We start from the raw sequence: 13514 nt of genomic DNA on the forward strand, positions 1-13514 counted from the left end.
ATATTGACAGCGAATTTGCGCTACCCCTATGCTCGAAAATCAATAGGGGAAATGTCATGGGCGATAATACACTGACGCGAATGGATCTGAGCGAAGCCGTGTTTCGCGAAGTTGGGCTGTCACGCAACGAAAGTGCACAGCTTGTCGAAAGCATTCTGAACCACATGTCGGACGCGCTGGTGCGTGGCGAACAGGTCAAGATTTCGTCCTTCGGCACTTTCAGCGTTCGCGACAAATCAGCCCGTATTGGACGCAACCCGAAAACCGGTGAAGAGGTTCCGATCCAGCCGCGCCGCGTGCTGACTTTCCGCCCGTCGCATCTGATGAAGGATCGCGTCGCCGCCGGGAATCGCAAGTAAACCCGGGGCCAGGAGGATATGAGCAAGTCACCCGACGCGTTTCGCACCATCAGTGAAGTTGCGGATTGGCTCGGTGTTCAGGCCCATGTCCTGCGATTCTGGGAAAGCCGGTTTGCACAGGTCAAACCGGTTAAACGGGCTGGCGGTCGCCGTTACTACCGCCCCAACGACATGCGCCTGCTGGGCGGCATCAAGAAGCTGCTGCATGAGGACGGCATCACGATAAAAGGCGTTCAACGCATCCTGAGGGAACAGGGCGTGGCCCATGTGGCGGCGCTGTCACCCGACATCGATGTCAGCGCAGAATCACCACAGACGCCACAGGACGTGGTGGTGTCCTTTCCGCCCAAATCGACCGGTCAGCAAATCGACCTCGATCTGCAGGCCGGCACTGATGGTCCCGGATCGCCAGAGCCTCAGGAAACACCCAGTTCCCCAGACCCCGAGCCGGCGCCCGCGCCCACTGCGGTCAACGGGGACGATGGCATCAGCCCTGCCCCGCTGTTCGGCGGCATCGCCTCCAAAGCTTGGCAGACTACGGATTTTGACGCTGAGGCGCTGCGCCAGATCGCCCCGATCGCGAGGGACCTCAGGGCATGGCTCAGCCGGGTCGAAGGTCAAAAGGCGGGATAAGAAGAAAGGCAATGTTTTCCTCTTGCCCCTGCCGGGAAAATCATTATGAACAGCCCAACGTCGGGCTATGGCGCAGCCTGGTAGCGCGTCCGTCTGGGGGACGGAAGGTCGCAGGTTCGAGTCCTGCTAGCCCGACCAAATCACACCGACGTTTATGGCAGACAGGCCAGATCCCGCTCTGGCACCAGGGGGGATCGGAATGACAGGTGTATGCCCGAACCAGCAAATCGAGGCGATGATCGCGCGCGGTGAGATCTCCGCCGAGCCGGCCATTCTGCCCGCTCAGATCCAGCCCGCCAGCCTTGATCTTCGTTTGGGAACAGTCGCTTACCGCGTCCGTGCGTCATTTCTGGCGGGCGAAGGGCGTTCGGTGTCCGAACGGCTGGCCGAGTTCGAGATGCACCGGATCGACATCACCGACGGCGCGGTTCTCGAAAAAGGTTGTGTCTACCTTGTGCCCCTGATGGAAGCGTTGTCCCTGCCCGGTGACGTGACCGCTGTCGCCAACGCCAAAAGCTCGACCGGGCGTCTGGACCTTCTGACCCGTACCATCACCGATGGCGGAACCGAGTTCGACCGGGTGCCCGCAGGCTATTCTGGGCCCCTCTACGCCGAAATCTGCCCGCGGTCCTTTTCTGTTCTGGTGCGTCCGGGCATGCGGCTGAACCAGATCCGTTTCCGGCAAGGCCAGGCGGTTTTGTCCGATGCAGACCTGACCGCTCTGCATGCGGAATCACCATTGGTCGATGGTCCGGCCGTCATTCAGGACGGTCTGGGGTTTTCGGTCGACCTGCGCCTGCCCAACACTGACCTTGTTGGCTATCGCGCGAAACCGCATACCGGCGTGATCGACCTTGACCGGATCGGCGAATACGACCCACAGGAATACTGGGAAGAGGTGCGTACCAAGGACGGGCGGATCATTCTGGATCCGGGCGCATTCTATATCCTGGTCAGCCGAGAGGCGGTTCACATCCCACCGATGTACGCGGCCGAAATGGCGCCCTATCTGGCGATGGTGGGCGAATTCCGGGTGCACTACGCGGGCTTTTTCGATCCGGGCTTCGGTCATGCCGAAGCCGGAGGCGCCGGGTCACGTGGAGTTCTGGAAGTTCGCTGTCACGAAGCGCCCTTCGTACTGGAGCATGGACAGGTCGTCGGGCGGCTGGTCTATGAGCGTATGGCCGAGATGCCGACACAGCTGTACGGCGCAGGAATTGCTTCGAACTATCAGGGCCAAGGCCTGAAATTATCGAAGCATTTCAAGTCCGCACAGTAAACCTCAGAACCGCATGAACCGCCGCATCTGGCGGGTCAGCTGCTTGGCCTGTTTCATGCTCGGGCTCTGTCCGCCTGCACTTTGCGCCATGCGCCGGTCGGTCTGAGGATCGCGCGCCTGGCTCTGTTGGCCCGGCTTGCGGGTCGCACGATCGGCAAGGTCAAAACCTTTGTCGACACCACGCGTGACCAGCCTGCGCATGACTTGCCGAACGATCATGTCGATGATGCGGTTTGCGTTCATTTCGGTCTCCGTTCCTCTGCGCCGAACCTAACGGCGATATGCGCCGACAAATGGGCGACGCAATCAATCTTCCTCGAACAGTTCGGACTGATCTTCGTCACCCGTTTCATCTTCGTTGGCCTCGCCGATCGGCATCGCCCCCGGCGGCGGCCGGTTTTCCAGCAAGCCAGCAGCGCGCAGTTCCTTCAGGCCCGGCAGGTCTCGGGCGCTTTCCAGGCCGAAATGGTCCAGGAACTGAGGCGTTACGACGAAAGTCACCGGACGGCCCGGCGTCATGCGGCGACGGCCCAGCCGGATCCACTCCATCTCCAGCAGCTGGTCGATGGTGCCCCGCGACACGGACACGCCGCGGATTTCTTCGATCTCGGCGCGGGTGCAGGGCTGATGATAGGCCACGATCGCCAGGGTCTCGATGGCGGCGCGGCTCAGCTTGCGGGTCTCGACTGTTTCCTTCTGCATCAGGAATCCTAGATCGGGGGCCGTGCGAATGGCCCACGCCTCGCCCACTTTGACCACGCGGACCCCGCGCCCTTCATAACGTTTCTGCAGCAGTTCCAGCGCTTGCGCTGCGTCGCAACCATGCGGCATCCGCGCTTCAAGATCGGCAACTGTCACTGGCTCAGCGCTGGCGAACAGTACCGCCTCGACCATACGCTCCTGCTCAGCCAGCGGAGGCGCTTCGAACAGGGTGCCGGTGCCGTCGTCTTCGGGGGCGTCAGTCACGTTTGTCAGTCCTTCTGCGCAGTTGGATCGGGGCAAAGGTCTCGCTTTGCTTGATCTCCATATGTCCTTCCTTGACCAGTTCCAGCGAGGCCGCAAACGTCGCCGCCGTGGCCGAGCGCCGCCGCACCGGGTCAACGTCCCAGCCTTCGGGCAGGTAGGTTTCCATGTCGGTCCAGGTTCCGGCAAATCCGATCAGCGGGCGCATCCGTTCCAGCGCCTGTTCCATCGTGAAAACGGCGTCGCGGTCCATCACGAAAGGCCGGAACTCATCTCGGGTGCGGATGCGGGCATAGCCTTGCATCAGGTCCAGCAAGGTCGCGGAATAGGTGACCGTTCGGATGCGGGTCACGTCCTCGCCCTGCCCGCGCCTGAAGAAATCGCGCCCCAACTGGTCGCGCGCCATCAAGCGGGCGGCCGCATCGCGCATCGCCTGTAGGCGTTCCAGCTGAAAGGCCAAGTGCGCGGCCAGTTCTTCGCCCGTCGGCCCCTCTTCATCGGGGTCAGGCGGCAGCAGCAGGCGCGATTTCAGAAAGGCCAGCCACGCCGCCATCACCAGGTAATCGGCGGCCAGTTCGATCCGCAGGGCGCGGGCCCGTTCGACAAAGGCCAGATATTGCTGCGCCAGCGCCAGAACCGAGATCTTACGCAGATCGACCTTTTGCGTCCGCGACAGGGTCAGCAGCACGTCCAGCGGGCCTTCAAACCCGTCGACGTCCACGATCAGCGCCTCGGCGGCCAGCCGATCGGCGACCGAAACCGGGTCTTCGCTGAAAAGGTTATCCGTCATATACCTGCCCGCCCATCAGACGGGATAGTTCCGTCTCGGCGGCACGGATGTCAAGTTCCTCGGGCGATTGCCGCTGTGCCAGCGCCTTGTCTGCGCGGGCTTGTGCCGCCTCGGACATCTCGCCCGCAGCTTCCATGACCGCCGCCCTGTCGGCAAGCGAGCCGTTGCAGTGCAGCACAACATCGCATCCTGCGGCCAGCGCCTGACGTGACAGGTCGGCCAAAGACCCGCTGAGCGCCTTCATCGAGATGTCGTCGGTCATGATCAGGCCGTCAAACCCGATCTGATCTCGGATCACAGCCATCATCTGCGGAGAGATCGTTGCCGGTCGTTCATCGAGCTTCTCAAAGACCAAATGGGCTGTCATGCCCATCGGCAGGTCATTCAAGGCGCGAAACGGGGCAAAATCGGTCTGCAACAGATCGACCAACGGCGCATCGACGTGCGGCAGATCGAAATGGCTGTCCAAGGTCGCCCGCCCATGGCCGGGAATATGCTTGACGATCGGCAACACGCCACCGTCCAGATGACCCTGCGCAACAGCCCGGCCGATTTTCGCGACTGTCGAAGCATCGCCACCGTAGCACCGGTTGCGCAAAAATGCGTGGGTTTCCGGACGCGCCAGATCCACCATCGGCGCGCAGTTGCTGTCGATCCCCATGGAATACAGTTCATGCGCGATCAGGCGGTACCGCAGGTACATGGCCCGCTCGGCATGGTCGCCGGCACGTTCCGCATGATCCAATGGGGGCATCCATTGCCGCGCAAGTGGCGCGCGCAAACGTTGGACCCGTCCGCCCTCTTGGTCGATGGTGATCGGACAGTTTCGACCAACCGCCTCGCGAAAGTCGTCACACAAGGCACGGACCTGATCCGCGGTTTCGATGTTGCGGGCAAACAGAATGAACCCGAACGGGTTCATTTGGCGAAACAACCCCTTTTCTTCGGGTGTCAATCGCAGCCCGGCCGCATCCGTGATCGTGGCGCCAAACCTCACCGCACGGCAACCGGGATACAGTCAGCGTCCTGTGCGACCAGGGCGGCGCAGAACTGGCGCGAGTCGCTCAGGTCATCGAACCCCAGGACCCGCAGACGGTAAAACGTGCGGCCTCCGCTTGACGTTTTCTGGATAACCCTCTGCTTTCCATCCATATATTCGCCAAATCGCCGATACAGCCTGTCCCATTCGGCCTGCGCGACCTCGGGGCTTTCAAACGCACCCAACTGCGCCAGCCGGGTACCCTTGGTCAATGTGTTCGGGTCGACATCCAACCCTACAGCAGCCTTGACCGCGGCGTTGATCGCGTCTTCGTTGACCGCAGGGCGCACAGCGGACGCCGCGCGCGCCGGGCGGCGGAGCGGACGCAGAGACCGGCGCACGCCCGGCAGGGCCGCGATTTCGGGATCCGGCAGCTGAGCGGCGAGATCGGCCGGATCAATGGCTGGCTCGTCATCGTCCAAGTTCAGGGATGCAAGCTGCACCCCCGCTTCGGTCTGCGGTGTCTCAGCGGCAGGCGCGCCGGACAGTTCGGCAACCACGGCGTCAACTGCGCCTTGACGCAGTTCGGCCGCTTCCTGGTTCGAGATTTCTTGTTCGACAACATGCACGGCGGGGGTAGGCTTCAGCTCGCCCATCGCCACATCTTCATCCGTCAGGGAAACGGGCCGCGGCGCAAGGATCAGCCGGTCGGCCGGAGGCGCCGCGGTTCCAACCGCCGCAACTGCATTGACCGCAAGACCCTGGTGATCGGCGGGTGTGCCCCCGGGAGTTTCCGGCTGCACCCGCATCGGCCCCTCGGCCGCGCGTACGACCGGTACGCCGCTCACATCGCGCATGACCAGCTTGTACCCCCAGATCGCGACGCCAGCGACAAGCGCCAGAGACGCGACAGCACCCAGCAGGTTGACGACCCGCCCGAGGCTCGCGCCCGCTGGCGCACCCTCAGCCTGGCCCATCATGTCGTCGGGATATTCATACCCATCTTCGGGGTGGAACTGATTCGAGTAATGCGCGTGCTCGGGGCTGGTCTGCCCCGAGAAATCGTAACTGGTCATATCCGCCTCACTGCCCGTTTCGCGCCTGGAATTGGGGCGCGCGGGTCATTTCTTGCCTACCTCGGGCCGGCGGTTCGGGCAGTGTTGGTTACCGCATCTCCTGCGCCGGCGTGACACCAAGAATACCCAAGCCTGCTGAAATCACAACAGAAACGGCCCGGGCCAGCGCGATTTTTGCCTGGCTTGTTGCCGCGTCACCATCTTGCAGGAAGCGCAGCGACATTTCTTCGTTGCCCTTGTTCCACAACGCATGAAAATCCCCTGCAAGTTCATACAGATAGAAGGCAACCCGATGTGGTTCATTGGTACGCGCAGCGATCTCGACCAGCCGTGGCCATTCGGCCAGCTTTTTGGCAACAACCAACTCGGTCGGGTGGTCGATCTTGCTCAGATCGGCAGCTTTGAGGGTCGCGTCGTCCGCGGCGATGCCCGCTTCGGCGGCCCGGCGCAGCACGCTCATGACCCGGGCATGGGCGTATTGCACGTAGAACACGGGGTTCTCGCGGCTCTGCTCAAGCACTTTGTCGAAATCGAAGTCCAGCGGCGCATCGTTCTTGCGGGTCAGCATCACGAACCGGGTCACGTCCGGACCGACCTGGTCGACCACATCACGCAACGTGACGAAATTGCCGGCCCGCTTGGACATCTTGAACGGCTCACCGTTTTTCCACAGTTTCACCAACTGGGTCAGCTTGATGTCCAGCGGCACCTTTCCGTCCGACAAGGCCGAAACGGCGGCCTTCATCCGCTTGACGTAGCCACCGTGATCTGCGCCGAACACGTCGATCAGCGCGTCGAATCCGCGGCTCACCTTGTCGTAGTGATAAGCGATGTCCGGAGCAAAATAGGTCCAGCTGCCGTCGGATTTCTTGACAGGGCGATCCACATCGTCGCCATGCGCGGTGGACTTGAACAGGGTCTGCTCGCGCGGCTCCCAGTCTTCGGGGGTTTTGCCCTTGGGCGGCTCAAGAACGCCTTCATAGATAAGACCCTTGTCGCTGAGCGACTTCAGTGCGGCCTCGATCTTGCCGGTTCCGTACAGCGACTTCTCCGAGAAGAATACGTCCATCTCGACACCCAACGCCTTCAGATCGGCGCGGATCAGATCCATCATGGCGTCGGTTGCAAAAACGCGGACCTCGGCCAGCCATTCGCTTTCAGGCTTGTCCAGCAAACTGTCGCCGTATTTTTCTTTCAGCGCCTCACCGATCGGGATCAGGTAGTCGCCCGGGTAAAGGCCTTCGGCGATCTCTGGGCTCAGGCCGTTGGCCTCGCGGTACCGCTCGAACGCGGACCGGGCCAGCACATCCACCTGCGCACCGCCATCGTTGATGTAGTATTCACGGGTCACGTCGTGGCCGGAATAGGCCAACAGGCTGGCCAGCGCGTCGCCGAACACTGCGCCACGCGTGTGGCCCACATGCAGCGGTCCCGTGGGGTTGGCCGAGACGTATTCCACGTTCACCTTCAACCCCTGCCCCATGTTCGAGCGACCATAGTCCGTGCCCTGTTCCAACACCGCACCCAGAACGCCCTGCCAGACCGACGGAGCGAGCCGCAGGTTGAGAAAGCCCGGACCTGCAACCTCGGCACTCGTGATCCGCTCATCGGCGGCCAGTTTCGCGGCCAGCGCATCGGCAATGTCACGCGGCTTCATCTTGGCCGGCTTGGCCAACACCATCGCGGCATTGGTCGCCATGTCTCCATGGGCGGCGTCGCGCGGGGGTTCGACCGCAACGTTGTCAAAGCTCAGCCCCTCGGGCAGCGCGCCTTCGGACTGCATCTGCGTCAGCGCGTCCAGAACAAGGCCGCGGATCTCGGAGAACAGGTTCATTTCGGATGTCCTTTTGCTTGCGCAGCGGTTTACCACGCAAGGCGGCAAGGTCAATGCGGGCAAGCGGTCCAAACCAGCATTCGCAGCATGCAGCCCTAAACCTGCGGGGGCTGCGTGCCGGTCAGGCGGGCATGATCCTGCAAGGCAAAACGATCGGTCATGCCCGCAATATAGTCTGATACGATCCGGGCCAGCGCGGTCTCGTCCGGCGCCGCTTCGATATCCGAATGCCAATGCCGAGGCATCTGGTGCGGGTCGCTCAGATAGATCGGGAACAGCTCCTCGACTACGCGACTGACCTTGGCGCGCACCTCCATGACGCTGGGCGCCCGGTACATGCGGGTGAACAGAAACGCCCGGATATCGTTGAGCTGCGCCCAAAGATCATCCGAGAAGCGGATGACAGGAGCCCCGAGGTGACGAACATCTTCGACTGTTTGCGCGCCCGATCTCTCCAAAACCTCGCGCGAGGTGTCGATTACATCCGAAACCATCACGCCGAACACCCGCCTCAGCGCCTCGTGACGACGCCGGTAGAAATCCAACCCGGGATACTTGCGATCCACCTCGCCATAACACTCCCAGACAATCGGCAATTGGGCGATCTCGTCGTCGGTAAAAAGTCCGGCCCGCAGGCCGTCGAACAGGTCATGATTGTTGTAGGCGATGTCGTCGGACAGTGCCGCAACCTGCGCTTCTGCGCTGGCATGGGTGTGCAGTTCAAGGTCAAAATCGGCATTGCACTCAGCCAGCGCCCAAGGCAGCTCACCCGTAACCGGGCCGTTGTGCTTGGCGATGCCCTCAAGGCATTCCCATGTCAGGTTGCACCCGTCGAAATCCGCATAATGCCGTTCCAGCTTGGTGACGATGCGGATCGCCTGAGCGTTGTGGTCGAAGCCCCCGTAGGGCGCCATCAGCGCGTGCAGAGCGTCCTCGCCCGTATGGCCAAACGGCGTGTGGCCCAGATCATGCGCCAGGGCCACGGCCTCGGTCAGTTCGGGGTTCAGCCCCAATGCCCCCGAGATCGTGCGCGCGACCTGCGCCACCTCGATCGAATGGGTCAGGCGCGTGCGATAGCTGTCGCCCTCATGCTCGACAAAAACCTGTGTCTTGTGCTTCAGACGTCGGAACGCGCTGGCGTGTATGATCCTGTCCCGGTCCCGCTGAAAGCACGACCGGAAACTGCTTTCTTCCTCTGGCACCAGCCGCCCGCGCGCCCGGCCCGGATCGGCAGCAAATCCTGCTCGCTCCAATGGTCTTGTCCTTGTCGCCTGTCTCCGGGGTTTCTATATTGTAGACCGACGAGGAAATAAACCTTTGGAGCATGGCATGAATCTGCCTCCGAGAGTCACAGAACGCGCCTTCGAGAGGCTTGCCGAGATAGGTGCCGCCGACAACGGCAAGGCCCTGCGCATAGCCGTTGAAGGCGGAGGGTGTTCAGGCTTTCAGTACGAAATCGCATTGGACGAGCCCAAGGACGATGATCTGGTACTGGAAGGCAAAGGCCAGAAGGTTGTCGTCGACGAAATTTCTTTGCCGTTCCTGGAAAATGCGACGATTGATTTCACGCAGGAACTGATCGGCGCCCGGTTCGTGATCGACAACCCCAACGCAACCTCTTCCTGCGGGTGCGGCACGTCTTTTTCGATGTGATCAATCGTGGGGGCGTTGCGCCCCTGTCCTCTGAATATCTCTTTGATCTGCAGGAGCGCCCGCTGTCCCGCGATCATGCCTTAGGGCGCGGTTGACCGTTTTTGGCCCCGCGCCAATTGGCCCAGTTCGTCATCGCGTCATCCGTCCCCGTACGCCCCGGTACCCGCGGCAGACCTGACTGACACCTTGTGATGGTCTCCGTTCTGGGCGATAGGTTTCGGCAGAGCTTCGGAGGGACCGGGATGAAAATCGCAACATTCAACATCAACGGCATCAAGGCGCGGGCCGAGGCTCTGCCCCGCTGGTTGGACGAAGCCCAGCCCGATGTAGTCCTGCTGCAGGAAATCAAATCCGTCGACGAGAACTTTCCCCGCGAGATCTTTGAGGAACGCGGCTACAACGTCGAAACCCATGGTCAGAAAAGCTTCAACGGCGTGGCGATATTTTCGAAGTATCCGCTCGAAGATGTCTCGCGCGGGCTGCCCGGGGATGAAGAGGACGAGCAGGCGCGATGGATCGAAGCTACCGTCATCGGCAAGCGGGCACTGCGGATTTGCGGGCTTTATCTTCCCAACGGGAACCCTGCTCCGGGGCCGAAATTCGACTACAAGCTTGCGTGGATGGAGCGGCTGTATGAGCGCGCCCGCGATATTCTGGCCACGGAAGAGCCGGCCCTCATGGCCGGGGACTACAACATCATTCCGCAAGCCGAGGACGCGAAACGCCCGGAGGCCTGGCGCGAAGACGCCCTGTTTCGGCCGGAAAGCCGCGCGGCGTTTCGCAAGGTGCTGAACCTTGGCTTCACCGAAGCGTTCCGTGCGCGGACACAAGGCCCGGGCCACTATTCGTTCTGGGATTATCAGGCCGGCGCGTGGAACCGGAATGACGGCATTCGCATTGACCATTTCCTTCTGACACCGCAAGCGGCGGACCTGATGCGCGATTGCCAGATCGACGCCGCAGTGCGCGGACATGAAAAACCGTCCGATCACGTCCCTGTTTGGGTGGACCTCGACATCTGACCCGTCAGGCCGTCGGATCGTAGTCGTAGATCCAGTCGTATCGACGCGTCAGGCGTGGACCGATCAGGGCCAAGGCCGCCTGCGCGGCCAGTCGTGCAGGACCGCGCAAATGAAAGTTCCGCGCGTTGGCACCGGCAGCTGCGACCACCTTGCGCGCGCGGGGTTTCCTCGTGCTTTCATAGGCTTCGAGTGCGCGGCGGACACCCGACTGTTCGTCAAAAGATCGGGCCAGGATCCAAGCATCCTCAAGCGCGAGGCACGCCCCTTGAGCCATAAACGGCAATGTGGGATGCGCGGCGTCCCCCAGAAGGACAACGCGACCATTCTGCCATTTCTGTGCCACCGGGCGCAGAAACAAAGCCCACAGATGGACATCCTGCACCTGCGCAAGCGCGGCGCCGGCCGGACCGCCGAAATCGGAAAAACGCGCCCGCAGGTCCTCAGGGTCACCGCGCAGGCGCCAGCCCTCTTCCCGCCAGTCGGACCGCTCTTCTACCGCCACGATGTTCAACATGGACTGCTTTCGCAGCGGATAGGTCACAACATGACGCCCGGGGCCCATCGTCAGCGATGCCATGGGCTCGGCTTCGTGGTCGGTCCAGGGCACCGTTGCCCGCCACGCCACCTGATGCGTGAACGCGGGCGCTTCGGTTCCATTCAGGACGGGCCGGATACCGCTGCGCCCGCCATCCGCTGCAACGGCGAATTCAGCGCGCAGCCGGGTGCCATCCTGCAGCGCAACCTCGGCTTCGGCTGGATGCTTCCGAACATTGGTGACGCGGGCATTCAGCCTGATCGACACCCCTGCGCGCTCGGCCGCCTTTTGCAACACATCCAGAAGGTCAGCGCGATGGAAATACCACGTGGATCCGGCCGAAGGTGCCGGAAGACGGCTGACGACGCGGCCCCGCCGATAGTCGCGCAGAACAGTGCCGTGAGAGCGTTGTGCGACCCGACCGGGATCATCCACAACACCCAGCGCACGCAGGACCGCCATGCCGTTGGCGCTGATTTGCAGGCCGGCCCCGACCTCGGTCAAGGCCTCGGCCTGCTCGAGCACGGTCACCCGTGCACCGCGTTGCTGCAAGGCCAGCGCAGCGGCCATGCCGCCGATCCCGCCGCCGATGACACAGATTTGCAAACCGTCGATCTTCATGACACCGGCCTAACGCAAAAAGGCCGGAGCCACAGGCCCCGGCGCATGTCTCTTTTGAAAGAACCCAGCGATCAATCGTCGCGGTGAACTTTTTCGCGACGCTCGTGACGCTCTTGCGCTTCCAGCGTCATGGTCGCGATCGGACGCGCATCCAGACGCTTGAGCGAGATCGGGTCGCCGGTTTTTTCGCAATAACCGTATTCGCCCTCGTCGATCCGGCGCAGAGCGGCGTCGATCTTGGCAACCAGTTTGCGCTGGCGGTCCCGGGTGCGCAGCTCCAGCGCACGATCGGTTTCCTCGCTGGCGCGGTCTGCAACGTCGGGAATATTACGGGTGCTGTCCTGCAGCCCCTCGATCGTATCCCGGCTGCCTGCCAAAAGTTCGTGTTTCCAGTTCAGCAGCTTGCGGCGGAAATACTCAAGCTGGCGTTCATTCATGAAAGGTTCATCTTCGGCCGGACGATAGTCCTCCGGCAGAAAAACTTCCTGCTTCATATTGGCTCCCTCGGTATGGCCAGAAACGTCTTTTGCGGTCGTGTCGCCTGACATTTGGCACCCCCTTCTGCGCAGCGTTTAACTGACGGGACGGGGAATGTCACTATCCAAACGCAACCCCGACGCGCCGTTATGAGAACCGGTATAAATATGAGACTTTGGACACCAAATCGTTGCCATTCTGTGAAAGCGAAAGGACCATTTTGCGGCAGAACACCCTTGAGCGGATGATGGAATCGGTGCGATTCGTCCCTCGCGCCCGTCGTTGGCAGCCCGCGACGCTGCGGCCCGGCTTGTCATTCGGCCCCGCCCTAGGTAACCCGGTTCCCGTCTCCTGTTGCTGCGACCATCATACGAGGGCCCCATGACCGCACGTTTCAAAGGCACAGCCGAATACGTTGCCACCGACGACCTGACCATTGCCGTAAACGCAGCCGTCACGCTGGAACGACCACTGCTGGTCAAGGGTGAACCCGGCACCGGCAAAACCGAACTGGCCAAACAGGTCGCCGGCGCACTGGGTCTCAGAATGATCGAGTGGAACGTCAAGTCGACCACCCGCGCGCAGCAGGGTCTTTACGAATATGACGCAGTCAGCCGTCTGCGCGACAGCCAGCTAGGCGACGAACGTGTGCACGACGTGTCGAACTATATCCGCAAAGGCAAGCTGTGGCAGGCCTTCGACGCCGATGAAAAGGTCGTGCTGCTGATCGACGAGATCGACAAAGCCGATATCGAGTTCCCCAACGACCTGCTGCAGGAACTCGACAAGATGGAGTTCCATGTCTACGAGACCGGCGAAACGATCCGGGCCAAACACCGCCCCATCGTGATCATCACCTCGAACAATGAAAAGGAACTGCCAGACGCATTCCTGCGCCGCTGTTTCTTCCACTACATCCGCTTCCCCGACGAAGCCACGATGCGCCGCATCGTCGAAGTGCATCACCCCGGCATCAAAGAGGCACTGCTGACCACCGCCCTGACCCAGTTCTACGAAATCCGCGAGACGCAGGGGCTGAAGAAAAAACCCTCGACCTCCGAGGTGTTGGACTGGCTGAAACTGCTGCTGGCTGAGGATCTGGATGCCGAAGACCTGAAACGCGACGGGGTAAATGCCCTGCCCAAGCTGCACGGGGCATTGCTTAAGAACGAGCAGGACGTGCATCTGTTCGAACGGCTGGCCTTCATGGCGCGCGCCAAGCGCTGAAGCCCGCCCATTCATGAATACTTGGTGATCACGGCTTGCCTTGCGGCAAGCCTGATGCCAGCATTG

The 13514-nt window shown here is 61.8% G+C and carries 15 protein-coding genes and 1 tRNA gene; 7 read left to right on the forward strand and 9 right to left on the reverse strand.

Translation table 11 applies throughout. The annotated features are described in order from the left end of the window. Positions 1-56 precede the first annotated feature (56 nt). The 4 genes from ihfA (at position 57) to ACR0IR_RS07335 (ending at position 2271) form a co-directional block, all read left to right on the forward strand. Positions 57-359: an integration host factor subunit alpha gene (gene ihfA, locus ACR0IR_RS07320; RefSeq protein WP_093962316.1), complete on the forward strand. Its 303-nt coding sequence runs from the start codon at positions 57-59 to the stop codon at positions 357-359. 18 nt (positions 360-377) lie between these two features. Further along, positions 378-992, forward strand: coding sequence for a MerR family transcriptional regulator (locus ACR0IR_RS07325; RefSeq protein ID WP_170358886.1), 615 nt, complete (start codon positions 378-380; stop codon positions 990-992). Positions 993-1053: 61 nt separating this feature from the next. Then, positions 1054-1130, forward strand: a tRNA-Pro gene (locus ACR0IR_RS07330). Positions 1131-1191: 61 nt separating this feature from the next. Then, positions 1192-2271: a 2'-deoxycytidine 5'-triphosphate deaminase gene (locus ACR0IR_RS07335; RefSeq protein WP_170363291.1), complete on the forward strand. Its 1080-nt coding sequence runs from the start codon at positions 1192-1194 to the stop codon at positions 2269-2271. Between the two features lie 3 nt (positions 2272-2274). On the opposite strand, the gene ACR0IR_RS07340 is transcribed toward ACR0IR_RS07335, so the two are convergent. From ACR0IR_RS07340 to ACR0IR_RS07370, 7 genes are all read right to left on the reverse strand, one after another. After that, positions 2275-2514, reverse strand: a complete 240-nt coding sequence (locus tag ACR0IR_RS07340; RefSeq protein ID WP_093962319.1) for a hypothetical protein — start codon at positions 2512-2514, stop codon at positions 2275-2277. A gap of 63 nt (positions 2515-2577) precedes the next feature. Continuing rightward, positions 2578-3237 (reverse strand): SMC-Scp complex subunit ScpB, encoded by a 660-nt coding sequence (gene scpB, locus ACR0IR_RS07345; protein ID WP_170338220.1) that lies wholly within the window; start codon positions 3235-3237, stop codon positions 2578-2580. Beyond that, positions 3230-4024 (reverse strand): segregation and condensation protein A, encoded by a 795-nt coding sequence (locus tag ACR0IR_RS07350; RefSeq protein WP_170363290.1) that lies wholly within the window; start codon positions 4022-4024, stop codon positions 3230-3232. The genes scpB and ACR0IR_RS07350 overlap by 8 nt, the downstream gene beginning before the upstream one ends. Beyond that, the gene (nagZ, locus tag ACR0IR_RS07355) at positions 4014-5021 is read right to left on the reverse strand and encodes a beta-N-acetylhexosaminidase (protein WP_170363289.1); all 1008 of its coding nucleotides are present in this window, start codon (positions 5019-5021) and stop codon (positions 4014-4016) included. Before nagZ ends, ACR0IR_RS07350 begins: the two co-directional genes overlap by 11 nt. Next, complete coding sequence (locus ACR0IR_RS07360; protein ID WP_170363288.1) at positions 5018-6079, reverse strand: SPOR domain-containing protein; 1062 nt, start codon at positions 6077-6079, stop codon at positions 5018-5020. Before ACR0IR_RS07360 ends, nagZ begins: the two co-directional genes overlap by 4 nt. 88 nt (positions 6080-6167) lie before the next feature. After that, a complete protein-coding gene (argS, locus tag ACR0IR_RS07365; RefSeq protein ID WP_170363287.1) occupies positions 6168-7913 on the reverse strand; it encodes an arginine--tRNA ligase in 1746 nt (581 codons plus the stop codon). Between the two features lie 95 nt (positions 7914-8008). Continuing rightward, positions 8009-9166, reverse strand: a complete 1158-nt coding sequence (locus ACR0IR_RS07370; RefSeq protein WP_170363286.1) for a deoxyguanosinetriphosphate triphosphohydrolase — start codon at positions 9164-9166, stop codon at positions 8009-8011. A 76-nt stretch (positions 9167-9242) separates the two neighbouring features. Here ACR0IR_RS07370 and ACR0IR_RS07375 point away from each other — a divergent pair, with 76 nt between their 5' ends. Next, positions 9243-9566 carry a HesB/IscA family protein gene (locus tag ACR0IR_RS07375; RefSeq protein ID WP_093962326.1) on the forward strand — a complete coding sequence of 108 codons (324 nt, stop codon included), beginning with the start codon at positions 9243-9245 and terminating at the stop codon, positions 9564-9566. Positions 9567-9808: 242 nt separating this feature from the next. Continuing rightward, a complete protein-coding gene (xth, locus tag ACR0IR_RS07380) occupies positions 9809-10588 on the forward strand; it encodes an exodeoxyribonuclease III (RefSeq protein WP_170363285.1) in 780 nt (259 codons plus the stop codon). Positions 10589-10592: 4 nt separating this feature from the next. Here the strand turns inward: xth and ACR0IR_RS07385 are convergent, their stop codons facing one another. Together ACR0IR_RS07385 and dksA are read right to left on the reverse strand one after the other, a co-directional pair. Next, a complete protein-coding gene (locus ACR0IR_RS07385; RefSeq protein WP_170363284.1) occupies positions 10593-11744 on the reverse strand; it encodes an FAD-dependent oxidoreductase in 1152 nt (383 codons plus the stop codon). 71 nt (positions 11745-11815) lie between these two features. After that, positions 11816-12238, reverse strand: coding sequence for an RNA polymerase-binding protein DksA (gene dksA / locus ACR0IR_RS07390; protein WP_170358872.1), 423 nt, complete (start codon positions 12236-12238; stop codon positions 11816-11818). Between the two features lie 364 nt (positions 12239-12602). Here dksA and ACR0IR_RS07395 point away from each other — a divergent pair, with 364 nt between their 5' ends. Then, on the forward strand, positions 12603-13448 hold the full coding sequence (locus ACR0IR_RS07395) for an AAA family ATPase (protein ID WP_093962329.1): 846 nt from the start codon (positions 12603-12605) through the stop codon (positions 13446-13448). The last annotated feature ends 66 nt before the right edge of the window (positions 13449-13514 follow it).

The sequence above is a fragment of the Ruegeria sp. CF2 genome (assembly GCF_056537385.1).